This window comes from Salinicola sp. RZ23, from assembly GCF_003206675.1.
Taxonomy (GTDB): domain Bacteria; phylum Pseudomonadota; class Gammaproteobacteria; order Pseudomonadales; family Halomonadaceae; genus Salinicola; species Salinicola endophyticus.
The window spans coordinates 46,133-63,245 of sequence record NZ_PZJK01000007.1 but is presented as its reverse complement, the minus strand read 5'-3'; the positions used below and the strand labels follow the sequence as shown (position 1 = coordinate 63,245).

General features: G+C 67.8%; 17 protein-coding genes. 3 read left to right on the top strand and 14 right to left on the bottom strand.

The features are described 5' to 3' along the window. Window positions 1-121 precede the first annotated feature (121 nt). The 13 genes from DOM67_RS06445 to def all read right to left on the bottom strand — a co-directional run bounded on the left by DOM67_RS06445 (window position 122) and on the right by def (window position 12,941). Entirely contained in the window at window positions 122-631 is a 510-nt protein-coding gene (locus DOM67_RS06445) for an Hsp20 family protein (protein ID WP_110674829.1), read from the bottom strand. A gap of 513 nt (window positions 632-1,144) precedes the next feature. After that, the gene (locus tag DOM67_RS06440) at window positions 1,145-2,359 is read right to left on the bottom strand and encodes a TraB/GumN family protein (RefSeq protein ID WP_110674828.1); all 1,215 of its coding nucleotides are present in this window, start codon (window positions 2,357-2,359) and stop codon (window positions 1,145-1,147) included. Between the two features lie 128 nt (window positions 2,360-2,487). Continuing rightward, window positions 2,488-3,771: a serine/threonine transporter SstT gene (gene sstT / locus DOM67_RS06435; protein WP_110674827.1), complete on the bottom strand. Its 1,284-nt coding sequence runs from the start codon at window positions 3,769-3,771 to the stop codon at window positions 2,488-2,490. A gap of 175 nt (window positions 3,772-3,946) precedes the next feature. Continuing rightward, window positions 3,947-5,395: a TrkH family potassium uptake protein gene (locus DOM67_RS06430; RefSeq protein WP_110674826.1), complete on the bottom strand. Its 1,449-nt coding sequence runs from the start codon at window positions 5,393-5,395 to the stop codon at window positions 3,947-3,949. A 115-nt stretch (window positions 5,396-5,510) separates the two neighbouring features. Then, window positions 5,511-6,884, bottom strand: coding sequence for a Trk system potassium transporter TrkA (gene trkA, locus DOM67_RS06425; protein WP_110674825.1), 1,374 nt, complete (start codon window positions 6,882-6,884; stop codon window positions 5,511-5,513). Window positions 6,885-7,138: 254 nt separating this feature from the next. Beyond that, window positions 7,139-7,345: a dodecin gene (locus DOM67_RS06420; RefSeq protein WP_110674824.1), complete on the bottom strand. Its 207-nt coding sequence runs from the start codon at window positions 7,343-7,345 to the stop codon at window positions 7,139-7,141. A 45-nt stretch (window positions 7,346-7,390) separates the two neighbouring features. Further along, window positions 7,391-8,182, bottom strand: a complete 792-nt coding sequence (locus tag DOM67_RS06415; RefSeq protein ID WP_232825157.1) for a nicotinamidase — start codon at window positions 8,180-8,182, stop codon at window positions 7,391-7,393. Window positions 8,183-8,334: 152 nt separating this feature from the next. After that, window positions 8,335-8,943 carry an ATP-dependent Clp protease proteolytic subunit gene (locus DOM67_RS06410; RefSeq protein WP_110674823.1) on the bottom strand — a complete coding sequence of 203 codons (609 nt, stop codon included), beginning with the start codon at window positions 8,941-8,943 and terminating at the stop codon, window positions 8,335-8,337. A gap of 23 nt (window positions 8,944-8,966) precedes the next feature. Continuing rightward, a complete protein-coding gene (locus tag DOM67_RS06405; protein WP_110674822.1) occupies window positions 8,967-9,332 on the bottom strand; it encodes an SRPBCC domain-containing protein in 366 nt (121 codons plus the stop codon). Beyond that, complete coding sequence (locus tag DOM67_RS06400) at window positions 9,325-9,642, bottom strand: metalloregulator ArsR/SmtB family transcription factor (protein WP_110674821.1); 318 nt, start codon at window positions 9,640-9,642, stop codon at window positions 9,325-9,327. Before DOM67_RS06400 ends, DOM67_RS06405 begins: the two co-directional genes overlap by 8 nt. Window positions 9,643-9,968: 326 nt before the next feature. Continuing rightward, on the bottom strand, window positions 9,969-11,330 hold the full coding sequence (rsmB, locus tag DOM67_RS06395; RefSeq protein WP_110674820.1) for a 16S rRNA (cytosine(967)-C(5))-methyltransferase RsmB: 1,362 nt from the start codon (window positions 11,328-11,330) through the stop codon (window positions 9,969-9,971). Next, window positions 11,327-12,343, bottom strand: coding sequence for a methionyl-tRNA formyltransferase (gene fmt / locus DOM67_RS06390; RefSeq protein WP_110674819.1), 1,017 nt, complete (start codon window positions 12,341-12,343; stop codon window positions 11,327-11,329). Before fmt ends, rsmB begins: the two co-directional genes overlap by 4 nt. An 85-nt stretch (window positions 12,344-12,428) precedes the next feature. Next, complete coding sequence (gene def / locus DOM67_RS06385; RefSeq protein WP_110674818.1) at window positions 12,429-12,941, bottom strand: peptide deformylase; 513 nt, start codon at window positions 12,939-12,941, stop codon at window positions 12,429-12,431. A gap of 188 nt (window positions 12,942-13,129) precedes the next feature. Here def and DOM67_RS06380 point away from each other — a divergent pair, with 188 nt between their 5' ends. Then, window positions 13,130-14,248 carry a LysM domain-containing protein gene (locus DOM67_RS06380; protein WP_198651738.1) on the top strand — a complete coding sequence of 373 codons (1,119 nt, stop codon included), beginning with the start codon at window positions 13,130-13,132 and terminating at the stop codon, window positions 14,246-14,248. Beyond that, complete coding sequence (dprA, locus tag DOM67_RS06375; protein WP_110674816.1) at window positions 14,245-15,399, top strand: DNA-processing protein DprA; 1,155 nt, start codon at window positions 14,245-14,247, stop codon at window positions 15,397-15,399. Before DOM67_RS06380 ends, dprA begins: the two co-directional genes overlap by 4 nt. An 87-nt stretch (window positions 15,400-15,486) precedes the next feature. Here the strand turns inward: dprA and DOM67_RS06370 are convergent, their stop codons facing one another. Then, window positions 15,487-16,329, bottom strand: a complete 843-nt coding sequence (locus DOM67_RS06370; protein ID WP_157958800.1) for a 5'-nucleotidase, lipoprotein e(P4) family — start codon at window positions 16,327-16,329, stop codon at window positions 15,487-15,489. Between the two features lie 205 nt (window positions 16,330-16,534). Here DOM67_RS06370 and DOM67_RS06365 point away from each other — a divergent pair, with 205 nt between their 5' ends. Continuing rightward, on the top strand, window positions 16,535-17,083 hold the full coding sequence (locus DOM67_RS06365) for a Sua5/YciO/YrdC/YwlC family protein (protein WP_110674814.1): 549 nt from the start codon (window positions 16,535-16,537) through the stop codon (window positions 17,081-17,083). Window positions 17,084-17,113: the final 30 nt, after the last annotated feature.

Sequence of the window (17,113 nt, the reverse complement as noted above, 5' to 3'; positions counted from 1 at the left end):
CGAAAGAAGGCCCGGCGGGTTACCCCGCCGGGCCTTTTGCTACCCGCCCTCCCGGCAGCGCGGGCTGCCAGGGCGACGGTGCTTGGCGGCCATCGCGGCCGTCATGGTGCCTGGCTCATGCTCAGGCGTGGGTGGTCTCGAGCGTCTCGGCCTGAGTGGTGTCGTGCTGGTCGGCACCGCTCAGAGAGGTGTCGCTCAGGCGCTGCTGCTGGCCGTTGATCGGAATCTGGCGCGGACGCTGCTCTTCGGGCACCACGCGCAGCAGGTCGACGATCAGCAGGCCGTTTTCCAGCCGTGCGCCCTGGACCTCGATGTTTTCGTCGAGACGGAACGAGAGCTTGAACGCGCGCTGGGCGATACCCTGGTGCAGGTACTGAATCTGCTGCTGGCCATCGCGCTCACCCTTGCCGGCGCTGATGGTCAGCACGCGCTTCTCGACGTTGACATCGAGCTCGCCCTCGCTGAAGCCGGCGGCTGCGACGGCGATGCGGTAGTCGTTCTCGCCATACTTCTCGACGTTGTAGGGCGGATAGCTGGGTACGTCGTTCTGCATCGCGGTCTCGAACAGATCGTTGAGCCGGTCGAAACCGATGGAACGGCGGAACAGCGGAGAAAGGGACAGAGTATTCATGGTGCAACCTCCTGAATGACAGCGAAGTCTTGAGGTGCCCGGGCCCACCCCGGGTCACCGGTCACGGACCCGCTTGGCGGCGTCCGCTGTCGAGGAGATGACGCATGCAAGATGCCGTCTGCCAACTGGCGCTCTCTCGACGTTATGTTAAATAGGGTCGTTCAAGCAGCTTTCAAGAGGGGAAGTGAATCACGCCGCGATTTTTTTCATCCCCGGCTCTCAGCCCTGCTATCAGCGGCCTCGGCGGTACCCGGAGCAGACAATGGTGGCAGTTGGAGGGCTTTCAAGAGGCGGGATGAGAAAGTCAGGGAGTGCGTGAAAGCGGTTATGGGCGCAGGCCCGAATCAGCCATCTAACGACAGCCGAACGGCTTCCCTTGAACACGCGCCCTCGGCTCGCGCATGGCGAACCGAGGGCTCTGAATCAGCTGAGGGCTCTGAATCAGCTGAGGGCTCTGAATCAGCTGAGGGCTCTTAATCAGCTGAGGGCTCTGAATCAGCCGAGGGCTCTGGGCTATCCGAATAGCTGCCCGGCGATGCGCAGGCCGGCCACCCAGGTGGCGATCGCCGAGCCGAGGCTCGAGAGCAGGAACACCAGCAGGGTGCGTGCGACCCGGTTGCGCCACCAGCCGCGCCAGTGGCTGACATCGCCGCGCAGGCGCGAGAAGTCACCCACCGTGGGGCGGCGGAAGTAGAGCTCGACCCCGGCGGTGACGAAGCCGACACCGATGGTGGGGTTGAGCGAGGTGAGCGGGGCGCCGAAGAAGGCGGCGGCGATGGTCAGCGGATGGCCCAGGGCGATCAGCGCCCCCAGCGCCGAGAAGCTGCCGTTGATCAGCACCCACTCGGCCACCAGCGACCAGCCGAAGGCGGTGTCGCGGCTGAAGCCGATGGCGAAGCCGGTGAGCACCAGCGCGACGATGATCCAGGGCAGCGCCTTCCACCAGCGCGCGCGTGGCGCGGTCGACTCCAGCGCTGTGCGCTCTTCGCGCAGCGTCTGCGCGGCCGGCGGCTGGGCGTCCAGCGCCTGCAGATGCTCGCCCATGCCCTTGAGGTGGCCGGCGCCGATTACCACCAGCACCCGGCGGGCGGCGCCGTCGGGCAGCGACTCCACCAGCTTGAGCGCCATGAAACGGTCGCGCTCGGCGATCAGCGGCACATAGAGGGATTCCGACTGCTCGGCGAACTCGGCGAAGGTGGATTCGAGCACGTCGCCCTGCTTGAGCTTCTCGATCTCTTCGCTGGAGACCGTCTGCCGCGACAGCACGCTGCCGAGCAGCCCCGAGATCAGCCCGAAGCGCTTGTACCAGGGCACGTTCTGGTAGATCCGCTTGAGGGTGACGCCGATCTCACGATCGATCAGGTAGAGCGGCAGGCCGGCACGTTCGGCACCCTTGACCGCGGCTCGCATCTCCGCCCCCGGCTCGATGCCGGAGTGGGCCGCCACCCGCTGCTGGAAGGCGCCGAGCGCCAGGCTTGCCGCAACCATGCCCGCCTTGCCCTGCTTGAGCACCTGAAACAGGTCGAGCTTGGCCATGGCGTCGGGCTGGGTCAGGCTCTGGTGGCGCGAGGTGCAGAGCTCGATCGCCACGGCGTCGAACTCGCCGGAGTCGATCAGCTCGCGCACTTCGTCGGCGCTGGCCTGGGAGACATGGGCGGTGCCGAGCAGGGTCAGCTCGTGCTCGGCGAGCGCGACGACCTCGCGGGGGCCGGCTGTGGAGTCAGACATCGGGGGGATATTCCAAGGCTAGAGAAAAGTCATCGCCCCATATTGCACGTCACGGCGGCGATGCCAAGCCGACCGGTGAAAAACCGGTCGGCCGGAGACTGGCAAGTCGGCTGTCGCGCCGAGCCTGGCTAGTTCGCCTCGCTTGCGGTGCGGGCTGTCTCGTCCGCTGGGCTGGCTGTCTTCTGCGCTGCGCGAGCCTTGGGCGAACGGCAGGCGGCGGCGGTGAACAGCACGTCGGTGGAGGAGTTGAGCGCGGTCTCGGTGGAGTCCTGCAGCACGCTGATGACGAAGCCGATCGCCACCACCTGCATGGCGACATCGGCAGAGATGCCGAACAGACTCGCCGCCATCGGAATCAGCAGCAGCGAGCCGCCGGCCACCCCGGAGACGCCGCAGGCGGCGAGGGCGGAAACGATGCACAGCAGCAGCGCGGTGGAAAAGTCGACGCTCAGGCCCAGGGTGTGGGCGGCGGCCAGGGTCATCACGGTGATGGTCACCGCGGCGCCGGACATGTTGATCGTCGCGCCCAGCGGTATCGACACCGAGTAGGTGTCGGCGTGCAGGTCGAGGCGCTTGCACAGCTCCATGTTGACCGGGATGTTGGCGGCACTGCTGCGGGTGAAGAAGGCGGTGATGGCACTGCCGCGCAGACAGGTGAAGACCAGCGGATAGGGGTTGCGACGGGTATACAGGAACACGATCAGCGGGTTGGTCACCAGCGCCACGAACGCCATGCAGCCGACGATCAGTCCGAGCAGATGGGCGTAGTCGGCCAGCGCGCTCATGCCGGTGGTGGCGAAGGTGTTGGCGACCAGCCCGAAGATACCCAGCGGGGCGAGCCGGATCACCCAGCGCACCAGCCCCGAGACGGCGTCGGAGATATCGGCGAGGCCGCGCCGGGTGGTGTCGCTGGCGCGCCGCAGCAACAGCCCCAGGCCCACCGCCCAGGCCAGAATGCCGATGAAGTTGGCGTTGGTCAGGGCCGCCACGGGGTTGTCCACCGCGTTCAGTAGCAGGTTGCGCAGGATCTCGGCGATCCCCGAAGGCGGCGTGCCGTCGGCTTGGGGCGCATCGATGATCAGCGTGGCCGGGAACAGAAAGCTCGCGCTCACCGCCACCAGCGCCGCCACCAGGGTGCCGATCAGATAGAGCGCCAGTACGCCGCGGATCTGGGTCGGCTGGCCGCGCTCATGGCTGGCGATGGCGGCCATCACCAGCACGAACACCAGGATCGGTGCGATCGCCTTGAGCGCGCTGATGAACACCTGCCCCAGAATCTCGAACGACTGCGCCAGCGCCGGCGCCAGCTGGGCGACCAGCAGGCCGAGGAGAATACCGATGACGATCTGCGGGATCAGCCCCAGCCGCGGGAACGGCCGGGAGGAAGCGCTGCGTTGCGAATTGACGGACATGACTCTCTCGTGATGCGAAAGGTAGGGGACGGCACTACCGCTGCCTCGTGAGCCTCTTGGCGGCGCCGGAAAGCCGCGCATTCTATCACCGCCACCCGCCGGGCTGCCCCCCTGGCGGAGGCGCGCTTGTCATCCTTTAGTGGAAGACCGTATCGGTGACCGCGGGGCGGCGATCTCAGCGGCGCCAGAACGCCGGGGTGAACAGCACCAGCACGGTGAAGATCTCCAGGCGCCCCAGCATCATCGCCAGCACCAGAATCCACTTGGCCAGATCGGGGATGTCGCCGTAATCGGTGGAGACCGCGCCCAGCCCGGGGCCCAGGTTGTTGAGCGCCGAGCCCACTGCCGACCACGCGGTGACCTGGTCGAGCCCGGTGGCCGAGAGCGCCAGCAGCATCAGCACGAAGAGCATCAGATAGACCGAGAAGAAGCCCCACACCGCCTCGGCCACCCCTTCGGAGATGCGCATCTTGCCCACCTTGACCGCGAACACCGCGTTGGGATGGATCAGGCGGTGCACCTCGCGGATGCCCTGCTTGAGGATCAGCAGGATACGGATCACTTTCATCCCGCCGCCGGCGGAGCCGGAGCAGGCGCCGACGAAGGCCGCCATGAACAGCATGATCGGCAGTACCCCGGGCCACAGGGTGAAGTCGGCGACGCTGAAGCCGGAGGTGGTGGCCACCGAGACCGACTCGAACAGCCCGTGGCGCAGGCCGGTGGCGTCGTGGTAGGTGCCGGTGGCGAACAGCGTGATCACGGTGATCAGCACCAGCAGGCCGAGGAAAGAGACGAAGAAGCAGAACTCCGGATCGCGGATGTACTGCAGCAGCCGCTTTTCACGCCATACCGCGAAGTGCAGGCCGAAGCTGATCGACGAGACGATCATGAACAGCACGCAGATCAGCTCGATGGTGGGACTGTCGAAGTAGGCGATGCTGGCGTCATGGGTGGAAAAGCCGCCCACCGCAATGGTCGAGAAGCTGTGGCCGATGGCATCGAACCAGTCCATGCCGGCCAGCCAGTAGGCCAACGCGCAGACCACGGTGAGGATCACATAGATGTACCACAGCGCCTTGGCGGTCTCGGTGATCCGCGGGGTCAGCTTGGAGTCCTTCAGCGGCCCGGGGATCTCGGTGCGGTAGAGCTGCATGCCACCGATGCCCAGGGTGGGCAGGATCGCCACCGCCAGGACCACGATCCCCATGCCGCCGAGCCACTGGAGCTGCTGGCGGTAGAAGCGGATCGAGGCGGGCAGTTGATCGATGCCGTGGAGCACCGTGGCGCCGGTGGTGGTGAGCCCGGAGAAGGATTCGAACGCCGCATCGGTGAAGCTCATCGCCGGTGCTTCGGAGACCATGAAGGGTACGGTACCGAACAGCCCCAGCACGCCCCAGAACAGCACCGTGATGATGAAGCCGTCGCGGGTGCGCAGCTCGCGCCGGGCGCGCCGGTTGGGCCAGTAGAGCAGGGCGCCGGTGACCACCGAGATCGCCATGCCGATGGCGAAGGCGTGCCAGTTGCCATCATGGAAGATCCGCGCGATCACCATCGGCGGCACCATGGTCAGGCTGAACAACATCAGCAGCAGCCCGACGATGCGCAGGGTCACGAACAGATTCATGCGCACACGCTCACGAACGGCCGCCGCGACCGGTGTGAAGAGATCGCAAATACCCTCTTGAAGACCGCCATCTCCACGAGCGGCACCAGAACGAACGGTATCGGGACGAACAGCATCAGAAGAAGGTGAGCCCGACCTGGAACAGCCGTTCGACGTCGCGGATGCGGCGCTTGTCGATCACGAACAGGATCAGGTGGTCGCCGCTCTCGATCAGCACGTCGTCGTGGGCTATCAGCACCTCCTTGCCGCGGACGATGGCTCCGATGCTGGTGCCGCTGGGCAGATCGACCTCGCCGATGGTGCGCCCGACCACCCGGGAAGAGCGCTTGTCGCCATGCGCGATCGCCTCGATCGCCTCTGCGGCACCGCGGCGCAGCGAGTGCACGTTGACGATGTCGCCTCGGCGCACGTGGGTCAGCAGGCTGCCGATGGTGGTCTGCTGCGGCGAGATGGCGATATCGATCTCGCCACCCTGGACCAGGTCCACGTAGGCGGCGTTGTTGATCAGCGTCAGCACCTTCTTGGCGCCCAGGCGCTTGGCCAGCATCGACGACATGATGTTGACCTCGTCGTCGTTGGTCAGCGCGCAGTAGATATCGCAGTCCTCGATGTTCTCCTCGAGCATCAGCCGCTTGCTGGTGGCACTGCCGTGCAGCACCACGGTGCGGTCGAGCCGCTCGGAGAGGGTGCCGCAGCGGCTCAGGTCGTGCTCGATGATCTTGACCTGATGCTTGTGCTCGAGGGTCTCGGCCAGGCGCTCGCCGATGTTGCCGCCGCCGGCGATCACCACGCGGCGGAAGTCGCGGTCGACCTTGCGCAGCTCGCCCATCACGGTGCGGATATCCTTGCGCGCGGCGATGAAGAAGACCTCGTCATCGGCCTCGATCACGGTGTCGCCGGAAGGAATGATCGGCCGGTCGCGGCGGTAGATCGCGGCCACCCGGGTATCGATATCGGGCATGTGGCGGCGCAGAAAGCCCAGCTCCTGGCCCACCAGTGGCCCGCCGTAGTAAGCCTTGACCGCCACCAGCTGGGCCAGGCCGCCGGCGAAGTCGAGCACCTGCAGCGCACCGGGATACTCGATCAGCCGGCGGATATGGTCGGTGACCACCTGCTCCGGGCTGATCAGTACGTCGACCGGGATGGCGTCGTTGGAGAACAGGCTCTTGCGTGTCAGATACGCGGTCGAGCGCACGCGGCCGATCTTGGTCGGCGTGCGGAACAGCGAGTGCGCGACCTGGCACGCGATCATGTTGATCTCGTCGGAGCTGGTCACCGCGATCAGCATGTCGGCATCCTCGCCGCCGGCCTGGCGCAGGATGTTGGGGTAGGACGCGGTGCCCACGACCGTGCGGATATCCAGGCGGTTCTGCAGCTCGCGCAGACGCACTTCGCTGATATCCACGACGGTGATGTCGTTCTCTTCGTTGGCCAGGTGCTCGGCCAGCGTGCCGCCCACTTGGCCGGCCCCTAGAATGATAATTTTCATGCCAAACCGTCAGGGAAGCACTGAATAAGGGAAGCTCTGGATAGATGCCCACCCACCGCCTGGCGCCGGGCGCGCCTCGATCAGCGCGTAGCATAACGACCCTGGCCGGGGAATGACACCATCCGCGCGCGAGGGTATGGGTCGCGAAGGTGATGGTAAGTGCCAGGAAGCGTTACGGTCGTGAGCGGTGTCGTTGAGCGAACGATGTCGGGGAGCGAGAGGGCGGGCCGCGAGGTGCGCGCGGCCCGCGGCGGTCAGTCGAGGGAGATGCCCACCTTGACCGTCACCTGCCAGTGCGCGATGCGCTCGTTCTCGATATGGCCACGGGTCTCGGTGACCTCGAACCAGCGCATGCCGTGCAGCGACTCGCTGGCCTTGGCGATGGCGTTCTGCACCGCAGCCTCGATGCCGTCGGGGGAAGAACCGGTGATTTCGACCTGCTTGTAGACGTGCTCGCTCATGGAGTGACTCCTGCTGGGAATGAAAACGTTTCAGGGTGATAACCGTCAGGCCTCGATCACCGCGACCTCGAGCGCCGCCAGACGCTTGAGCACGTCGGCGTCGGTATCGAAAGTGACGGGGCGTGTCAGCGGCCACAGGAAATGGGTGCGGAAACCGGCGGCCACGGCGTCCTCGGCGGTCCACAGCACGCACACGTCGCGGGCCAGGCCGCAGACGTAGACATCGCTCACGCCCCGGTCGCGCAGCCAGCCGGCCAGCCCGGTGGCGGGGCGATAGCCGTCGGGGCCGACGTTGTTGCGAAAGGCGCTGTAGGAGTCGATGCGCGGATCGGTGCCCTTGCGGATGATCACGTCGCACGGCGACCAGTCGATGGCCGGGTGCAGCGCCGCGCCCTCGCTGCGCTGGATGCAGTGGTCCGGCCACAGGGTCTGGCTATGGCCGTAGAGCTCGATCGCCTCGAACGGCTGGTGCGGCGGATGGCACGAGGCGAAGGAGACGTGGCGGGCGGGATGCCAATCCTGGGTCGCCACGACATGGCCGAAGGCGTGCTGCGCCAGCAGCCAGGCGAGGCCGGGGAGAATCGCATCGCCCTCGGCGCAGGCGAGCGCCCCGCCGGGCATGAAGTCAGGCTGCACATCGATGATCACCAAGGCACTGTGCTCGGCGATGCCGTCGAGGGACTGCAACGCCGGCTGGGTCTGGGTGTGGGGCGTGAACGCGGTCTCGGTCTCCGACGCGGGTTCACTGGTGGCCACCGCACAGGCGGCATCGGTGGTATTGGCGCCGGTTGAGGCGCGGGGTGACGCGAGGCGATCTGACACGCTCTTGGCGGGCACGGGCGGCCTCCCTGATCCGGTATCCACCCTCAGTATCGAAGCGTGCCCGCCAGGGCGCAAGTCGGCGGGGTGCTCGGCCTGTCAGAATGGCCTGGTGACGCGTGAACCATGAGCGCGTTGAGTTGTTCGGCGGGATGTTGCTCGCCTGCCGCTCAGGCCGCCAAGTCGCTGCGCCGCGTCATGACAGTGTCGATCAGTCCCCAGTTGCGGGCCTGCTCGGCGTCCATGAAGTTGTCACGGTCGAGCGCTTTTTCGACGGTTGCCTCGTCCTGGCCACAGTGGTGCGCATAGAGTGCAATCAGCCGGCGCTTGGTTTTCTGGATGTTGGCCGCGTGGATGGCGATATCCGACGCCTGGCCGCGAAAGCCGCCCAACGGCTGGTGGATCACCACCGAGGCGTTGGCCAGCGCCATCCGTCGCCCTGGCTCACCCCCCATCAGCAGGAACGAGGCCGCCGAACAGGCCATTCCCATGCAGAGCGTCGCGACCGGGGCGGTGATGAACTGCATGGTGTCGTAGATGGCGAAGGCACTGGAGACGACCCCGCCAGGGGAGTTGATATAGAAGGAGATCTCCTTTTCAGGATTCTCCGACTCCAGGAACAGTAACTGCGCGCAGATCAGTGCCGCAGAGTCATCATTGACCTCGCCGTTGAGGAACACGATGCGCTCCCTCAGCAAGCGGGAGTAGATATCGAATGAGCGTTCGCCCCGGGAGGACTGCTCCACCACCATGGGAACGAGCTGCAAGCGGCTATTCATGTCGGCTTCTCCGGTGGTGGCGGTCAGGCGGCGAGGGCCCGCGTTGAGTGGTAACTGTCGTTGGCGGCTCGCTGATGCATGACGCCGGGGCGATGCGTCAGACGTAAGCGTGTCCTGTCTGGCGCGAGTGGTTCCAGCTCTATCAGCACCGTCGATTGGGGCTGGTCGGTCGCGGGGTCGTGCCAGGCGAACCAGACGCGTTCGTGCGCCTGCGTTTCGACGATGCGGTAGTCGATCTCGCTGCGTGCAGTGTCGCCACCACCCGGCGCCAAGCCGATCCATCTGGCCAGCAGAGCTGGCGTTGTCACGGCCTTCCAGACCTGTTCGAGCGGATGGTCGAAGTCGCACTCGTGCACGATCTCGGCCTGTCGTGACTCCCGTTCACTCATGATCCATCTCCTCGAGAAGCGTTTGCAGATTGTCGAGACGCTGTGGCCAAAAGCCCTGATAACGCTGGAGCCAGTCGAGCAGCGGCCGCAGGCCGTCTGGGTCGATACGGTAGCGCACCTGTCGCCCCTGGCGGCTGGCCACGATCAGCCCGGCCTTCCTGAGCACGGCGACATGCTGTGACACGGCAGGCTGGGAAATGCCCAGGCCTTGGCGCAGTTCGGTTGCGTTGAGCTCGGCGAGTCGCAGACGGTCGAGTAAGGCCCGACGGTTGGGATCGGCGAGTGCGTGAAATATCGTGGCTTCGTTCATGTTATTGATATAAGTGAAAACTTATCTTTTCACCCACATCCCTCCCCGTTTGCAGAGAAACCTGAGCTTGTCTGCCTGGGCATCGGTTTATCCAGCTATTTGTCTGTCCAGTCGCTACCGGCTATCCCACGACCTGTCGTCATCCCTACCTAAAAGATAAGTCTGTACTTATCTTTTTGTCAAACGTCACCGCGCCCCTGTCACGGCAGGCTGCCATCAAGGGCTCGAGGGCAGGCTCAGGATGCGATCGTCTTTAGTCAACGTGGCTGTCGCTGCGAATCACAGAGAGAGGCAGGCGATGTGCCTGCCTCTCTCTGGATCTGGACCTAGTCGGCCACCTTCTCCAGCCGGGCGTAGAAGAAGCCGTCGTGGCCGCCTTGGGCAGTCAGCAGCTGGCGGCCGTGGCCGGCGGTCTGGCCCCAGGCGAGGGCTTCGGGAGTGGTGGCGCGGGCGTCCGGGGTGCGTGCCAGGAAGGCAGCGATCTGCTCGGCGTTCTCGGCCGGCAGTACCGAGCAGGTGGCGTAGAGCAGGGTGCCGCCGGGGGCGAGCTGGCGCCACAGGTTGTCGAGCAGGCGTGCCTGCAGCGCGGCGAGTTCGCCGATGTCGCTGGCACGGCGGGTCAGCTTGATGTCCGGGTGGCGGCGGATCACGCCGGTACCCGAGCAGGGGGCATCGAGCAGGATGGCATCGAAGCCCGCGCTCGGCGCTGCGGTGTCGGCGCTTTCCGGGGCATGGCCCAGCGTCTCGGCGAGCATGGCGCTGCTGGCGTCGAGGGCGCTCAGGCGAGCATCGAGACCGAGCCGCTCCAGGGTGGCACCGACCCGCGCCAGCCGGCCGGGGTCGATATCGCTGGCGGTGAGATCGAGGGTGAAGCGCTCCAGCAGGTGCGCGCTCTTGCCGCCGGGGGCGGCGCAGGCGTCGAAGACCCGGGCGCCGTCGCGACCCTCGAGCGCCGGCGCCAGCAGGTCGGCGCAGAGCTGGGCCGATTCGTCCTGCACGCTGACATCGCCCTCGGCGAAGCCCGGCAACTGATGCACGTCCACCGCCCCGGCGAGCTGAATGCCGTCGGCGGCGTAGTGACAGGCGGTGGCTTCGATACCGGCGGCGCCGAGGCGCTCGAGATAGGCATCGCGGGCCACGCGGCGGCGGTTGACGCGCAGAGTCATGGGGCCGGCGTCGTTGTTGGCCGCACACAGCGCCTGCCAGGCCTCGGGCCAGGCCTGACGCAGCGCCTTGAGCAGCCAGGCGGGGTGCCACAGCGCCACCGGCGGGTCGCGGTCGACCTTGGCCTGGAGTGCCACCGATTCACGCTGGAAGCGGCGCAGGCAGCCGTTGAGTACGCGGGTGGCCCAATCCTTGCCCAGCCCGCGGGCGGCACCGGCGGTCTCGCTGACCGCGGCGTGTGCCGGCACCCGCATGTGCAAGAGCTGGTAGAGCCCCAGCAGCAGCAGTGCCTGGATGTCGCTGTCGCGGCGTTTGAGCGGCTGGCGCAGCAGCTCTGCCGAGAGTGCCTCCAGGCGCGGATAGGCACGACAGACGCCGAAGCAGAGCGCCTTGACGAAGCCGCGGTCGCGCTCGGCGACACCCTGGGCGGCGATCTCGGCATCGAGTGAGGCCAGCGAGCCCTCGCCGTTGATCACCGGGACCAGCAGTCTGGCCGCTACGACACGTGCACTGACGCCGCTCATGCGCTTTCTCCCGTCGGTCCTTCCAGGGTTGCCGGCTGGCCGAGGCGCGCTCCGGCGCCGAGCCGCGAGGGCTTGGCGTTGAGCAGGTCACGGGCTGCCAGCGGCTTGCCGCCCGGCAGTTGCAGCCGGGTGACCCGCAGTACCTCGCGGCCTTCGCTGCCACAGGCGATCCGCAGGGCGTCTTCCGCCGGAGCGAGCAGGGTGCCGGGGGGCGTGGCCGCCTGGGCGGTGTCCGCCTCGGCCTCGGCCAGCCACAGGCGTACGCTGTCGCCGTCGAGACGGGTCCAGGCCACCGGCCACGGGTTGAAGGCACGTACCCGGCGTGCCAGTGCCGCGGCGGGCTCGAGGAAGTCGAGTTCGGCTTCGGCCTTGGAGAGCTTGCTGGCGTAGGTGACGCCGTCGGCGGGCTGCGGTGTCGCCGTGAGGCCGGTCTCGCTCAGCGCATCGAGACCGGCGATCAAGGTCTCACCGCCGAGCGCGGCCAGGGTATCGTGGAGCGTGCCGCCGGTGGTGGTCGTCTCGATCGGCGTGCGCCGCACCAGCAGCATGTCGCCGGTATCCAGGCCGGCATCCATCTGCATCAGGGTGATACCGCTCTCGGCGTCGCCCGCTTCGATGGCACGCTGGATCGGGGCCGCACCGCGCCAGCGCGGCAGCAGCGAGGCGTGCACGTTGAGGCACCCCAGCCGCGGCAGGTCGAGCACCGCCTGCGGCAGCAGCAGGCCGTAGGCGACTACCACCATCACGTCGGCTTCGAACGCGGCCAGCTCCTGCTGCGCCTCGGCGGTCTTGAGCGAGATCGGCTGGCATACCGGCAGGGCGTGGGTCAGCGCCAGCTGCTTGACCGGGCTCGGTGTCAGCTTGCGCCCGCGGCCGGCAGGGCGGTCGGGCTGGGTGTAGACGGCAACGACCCGGTGGCGCGAGTCGAGCAGCGCCTGGAGGCTCTCGGCGGCGAAGTCGGGGGTGCCGGCGAAGACGATGCGTAGCGATCGGCCGTCGGTGCTGTGGCTCATGCGGCGGGGTTCCTCTCGAAGCACGAAAGGCCGGCGTCACGGTGACGGCCGGCCTCGAACGAAGACTGTCATGGGCGAATCCGGATCAGGCGTCCTGATCCTGCTTGTGGCGCTTCTGCATCTTCTTGAGCACACGGTCGCGCTTGAGCGGCGACAGATAGTCGACGAACAGCACGCCTTCGAGGTGATCGCACTCGTGCTGGATGCAGTGGGCGAGCAGACCGTCGGCGTCGAGCTCGTAGGCGTTGCCATCGCGGTCGGTCGCCTTCAGATGGACGCGCAGGGCGCGCGGCACTTCGGCGTAGTAGTCGGGGATCGACAGGCAGCCTTCCTGCAGCGGCTGGCGCTCATCGTCGAGCGCGGTGTAGCTCGGGTTGATCAGCACCAGCGGCGAGCTGCGGTCGTCGCTGACGTCCATGACGATGACGCGCTGATGGACGTCGATCTGGGTCGCCGCCAGACCGATGCCCGAGGCGTCGTACATGGTCTCGATCATGTCGTCGACCAGGGCGCGGATCTCGTCGTCGACCTGCGCCACCGGGGCGGCTTTGGTGCGCAGGCGGGGATCGGGATATTCGAGGATGGTTCTGATGGCCATAGCGTTCTGGGTGCCCGTCGGCGTGTTGACGTAATCCTCTATTGTAGAGCCGCCATGCCGCGTTCTCAAAATCCCGCGATGCGATGTCGCCGGTGTCGGGGGATTCAAGTCCCGCCGTTACGGGCCGATCTATCCCTGACAGGCGCGGCGGTGCCGTGTTCACGATATCCAGCGGCAGGAATTCAGCGATGGCGATCAGCCCCCGGCTCTCATCCACTCGGTTCGTCCGCCGGCTGGCGTCATCGGTACTGGTGGGGGCGCTTTTGCTGTTCACGCTGGCAGGGCCGGGCGCCGTGCCGGCGCTGGCCTATACCCTCAAGCCCGATGCCCCGAGTCGCTACCAGGTGCGCCCGGGGGACACGCTGTGGGGCGTGGCGGCGCGCTTTCTCGAAGATCCCTGGTCCTGGCGCGAGTTGTGGCGACGCAACCCCGGGGTAGCCGGGCCCGAACAGCTCTATCCCGGCGATGTATTGGTACTGAAAACCCACGCCGGCGAACCCAGTATCGGCGTCGAGCGCGCCCACGGCGGGACGGTCAGGCTCTCGCCCAAGGTGCGCCGGGCGCCGGTGCGTGAGGCGCTGCCCAGCCTGCCGCTGGAGCGGGTGCGGGTGTTCCTGAAGGCCTACCGGATCGTCGATCCTGCTCTGCTGGCGTCGGCGCCGCAGGTGATGGCGGGTCAGGGCGGGCGCCTGCTCAGCGGCGCGGGGGACCGGCTCTACGCCCAGGGGCGGCTGCCGCCGGTGGGCACGCGTCTGGGCATCTACCGCGCGGGAGACGACTACCGCGACCCCGCTGACGGCACGCCCCTGGGGCGGGAGCTGCAGCGCCTGGGCGAGGCGCGGGTGGTGCAGCGCCATGATGATGTCAGCGAGCTGGAAGTGCTCGATGCCGGACGCGAGATACGCGCCGGGGATACCCTGCTGACGCTGGATGACGGCGGCATCACCACCGAGTTCGTGCCGCGCGCGCCGACCTCGCCGGTGACCGCGACGCTGCTCGCGGTGCCCGGCGGGGTGCGATTCATCGGCCGTGACGACGTGGTGGCGATCGACCGCGGACGTGCCGACGGCCTCGAACCGGGGCATGTGCTGCAGGTGATGCGCCAGGGCGAGCGGGTGCGCGCCGCCGACGGCAATGGCTGGATCACCCTGCCGGACCACGAGGCGGGCGCGGTGATGGTGTTCCGGGTCTTCGATCATCTCGCCTATGCGCTGGTGATGCGGACTTCCGAGGCGCTGGCGGTGGGGGATCGGCTGACCACGCCCCAGGCGCTCGGCGCCAGCGTGGCGCGTACGGAGGCACGGTGAGTTCGGCGTCCCCCACGCTGCGTGACTGGCTGGCGCTGGCCGCGTTGCCCGGGCTTGGCCCTGCACGGCTGGCTCCGCTACTGCAGCGCTGGCGTGAGCCCGAGTCGCTAGCCTGGCCGCAGGGCTGGCTGGCGGCGCTACCGGCCACACTGGCCCAGCCATTGCGGCTGTGGCTCGATCACCCGGCGCGCAGCCCGTTGGAGGGCGCGGTTGCCGCGGCCCTGGCGTGGCAGGCCGAAAGCCCGCGCCACCATCTGCTGCATCCGGCCCATTCCGACTGGCCCACGCTGCTCGATCAGCTCCCCGACCCGCCGCTGGTGCTGTGGGCCAAGGGCGACCTGAGCGCGCTGGCGCCACCGGCGATTGCCGTGGTGGGCACGCGCAAGCCGACTCGTGAAGGGCGCGACAACGCTGCGGACTTCGCGCGGGAACTGATCGCACGCGGCTTCGGCGTGGTCAGCGGCATGGCGCTGGGTATCGATGGCATCGCCCAGCACACGGCGCTGCAGGCGGGCGGAGCTACCGTCGGCGTGCTCGGCTGCGGCGTCGACGTGATCTATCCGCCACGCCACGCCGGGCTCTACCGCGATCTGCTGGCGGGGCGCGGCCTGCTGCTCTCGGAGCATCCGGCCGATACTGTGGCGCATCCGCGCTTCTTTCCGCGGCGCAATCGTCTGATCACCGGGCTGGCCCGGGGCGTGCTGGTGGTAGAAGCCGCGGAGAAGAGCGGCTCGCTGGTCAGCGCACGCCTGGGCCTCGAACAGGGGCGGGAGGTGTTCGCCCTGCCGGGCTCGATCCACAACCCCCAGGCCAGCGGCTGCCTGCGGCTGATCCAGCGCGGCGAGGCAGCACTGGTGCGCGACATCGACGATCTGCTGGCGGAGCTGGGTCACTGGTCGCCGACACCGGCCGACGATGCGCTGGAAACGGCGCCATCCGTGACCGCACCGACACCGCTGGAGAGTGCAGGGCCTGCGGCCGGGCCGAATGCTGGTGTGCTGGCGCAACTGAGCGACACCCCGACGCCGATCGACGTGCTGGTCGCGGCGTGCGGCGAGTCCGTGGCCACGCTGCAGCTGGCGCTGCTCGAACTCGAGCTGGAGGGGCGGGTGGCGCAGACCGCGGGTGGCTGGGTACGCCGCCGCGCTTGAACGTCGGCTAGATAGGGGCCGCGTACGGCCTCCGGACGGNNCCGTCCGGAGGCCGTTCACGTTGGGTGTTTTGATGAATCGCGCGGCTCAGGGGGTCTCGGGGCCGCTCCACATCTGCAGGTGATTGTGCCGGGCGCGGGCCTTCTGTTCGTCGCTCAGATGCCAATTGTTTTGATAGAGCGCACCCTCCCAGGCGCCATAGGCGGGGTTGGGCAGCACGATGTAGCGGCTGCCGAAGGCGTCCGGCTGGGCCTCGACGGCGGCGCGCCGGGCTTCGGCGGTGTCACGGTCGAAACCGGCGGAGAAGTCGCCCAGATTGTCACCCATCAGCAGAATCACCCAGTGCGACTGTGCCACCCGCTGGCGGCGGGCGCTCTTGTCACTGCTCTTTGCGCGTGGCAGGAAGTGCGCCTCGTCGGCGTCGGGGAAGCCGACCTGGCGCAGATTGCGTAGCGTGGCCTGGGTCTCTTCGGCGCGCCGGTTGGTGATATAGAACACCTCCACCCCGCGCGAGGCGGCGTAGTCGAGAAACGCCTTGGCACCGGGCATCGCCCGGGCGCTGGCCTTGTCCACCCACTGCTGCCAGGTAGCGCTCTGGTAGTCCTGACCGCTGGCGATCAGCCACGCTTCGTAGGGGGTGTTGTCGAGCACCGTCTCGTCGACATCGACCACGATCGCCGGCGGGCGCTGCTGCCCGTCGGAGGCGGCCAGGGCACGGTCGAGATTGCGCCGCGCGAGATTGAACGCCTGGTGGCTCAGCGCGGCGTACTCGCCGGAGGTCTGCATCCATAGTGTCGCCATCACCAACTGATCGGAAAGCGCGGGCGCCGGCGGCTGGCTCGTCTGCTGGGCCGGCTGCTGGGCGCAGGCGCTGAGGCCGCCGGCGCAGACCAGGCCGAGCAGGGCGAGAGAGAGGGGCGATCGAGTCATCTTGGGCTCCTGAGACAAGGTGGAAGTCGATGTGACGCCAGCGCGGGCCGTCGCGCTGCCTGCTGCTTCACTATGGCCGGCGCAAGCCGCTGGCGCCATTCTCGCCGCCCGGCGTGGCGGGGTGCGACGCTCGGGCGCGGGGGCACTATAGAGGCGTCGTGTTACCATCGCCGCAGCTTGAATACGGCAACTCGAGGAAGCGGAGATGTCAGAGTGGGCCGCCGCAATCGCGGCGCTGGAACAGGGGGGCGTGATCGCCTACCCCACCGAGGGCGTCTGGGGTCTGGGCTGTGACCCGGACGACGCCGATGCGCTGGCACAGGTGATCGCGCTCAAGGGGCGCGCCAGCGACAAGGGCTTGATTCTGATCGCCGGCAGCCTGGCGCAGCTGGCGCCGTGGCTCGACGGGCTCGACGCCGAGCAGCGCGGGCGCCTGGCAGCCAGCTGGCCCGGGCCCAATACCTGGCTGATCCCCGACAACGGACGCGCCCAGCCGCTGCTGCGCGGCAACCACACTACCCTGGCGGTGCGGGTCAGTGACCATCCGCTGGTGCAGTCGCTATGTGCCGCCTGGGGCGGGCCGCTGGTCTCCACCTCGGCCAACCGCGCCGGCGAGGCGCCAGCGATGAGCGCGCAGGCGGTGCGCGAGACCTTCGGCGACGCCGTGGCGGCGATCGTCGACGGCCCTCTGGGGGGCCGCGATCGCCCCAGCACGATTCGCGACCTGCTCAGCGACCGGGTCCTACGCCCCTGAGCCGGGCGGCTGTCATACGCTGCGCCGAGT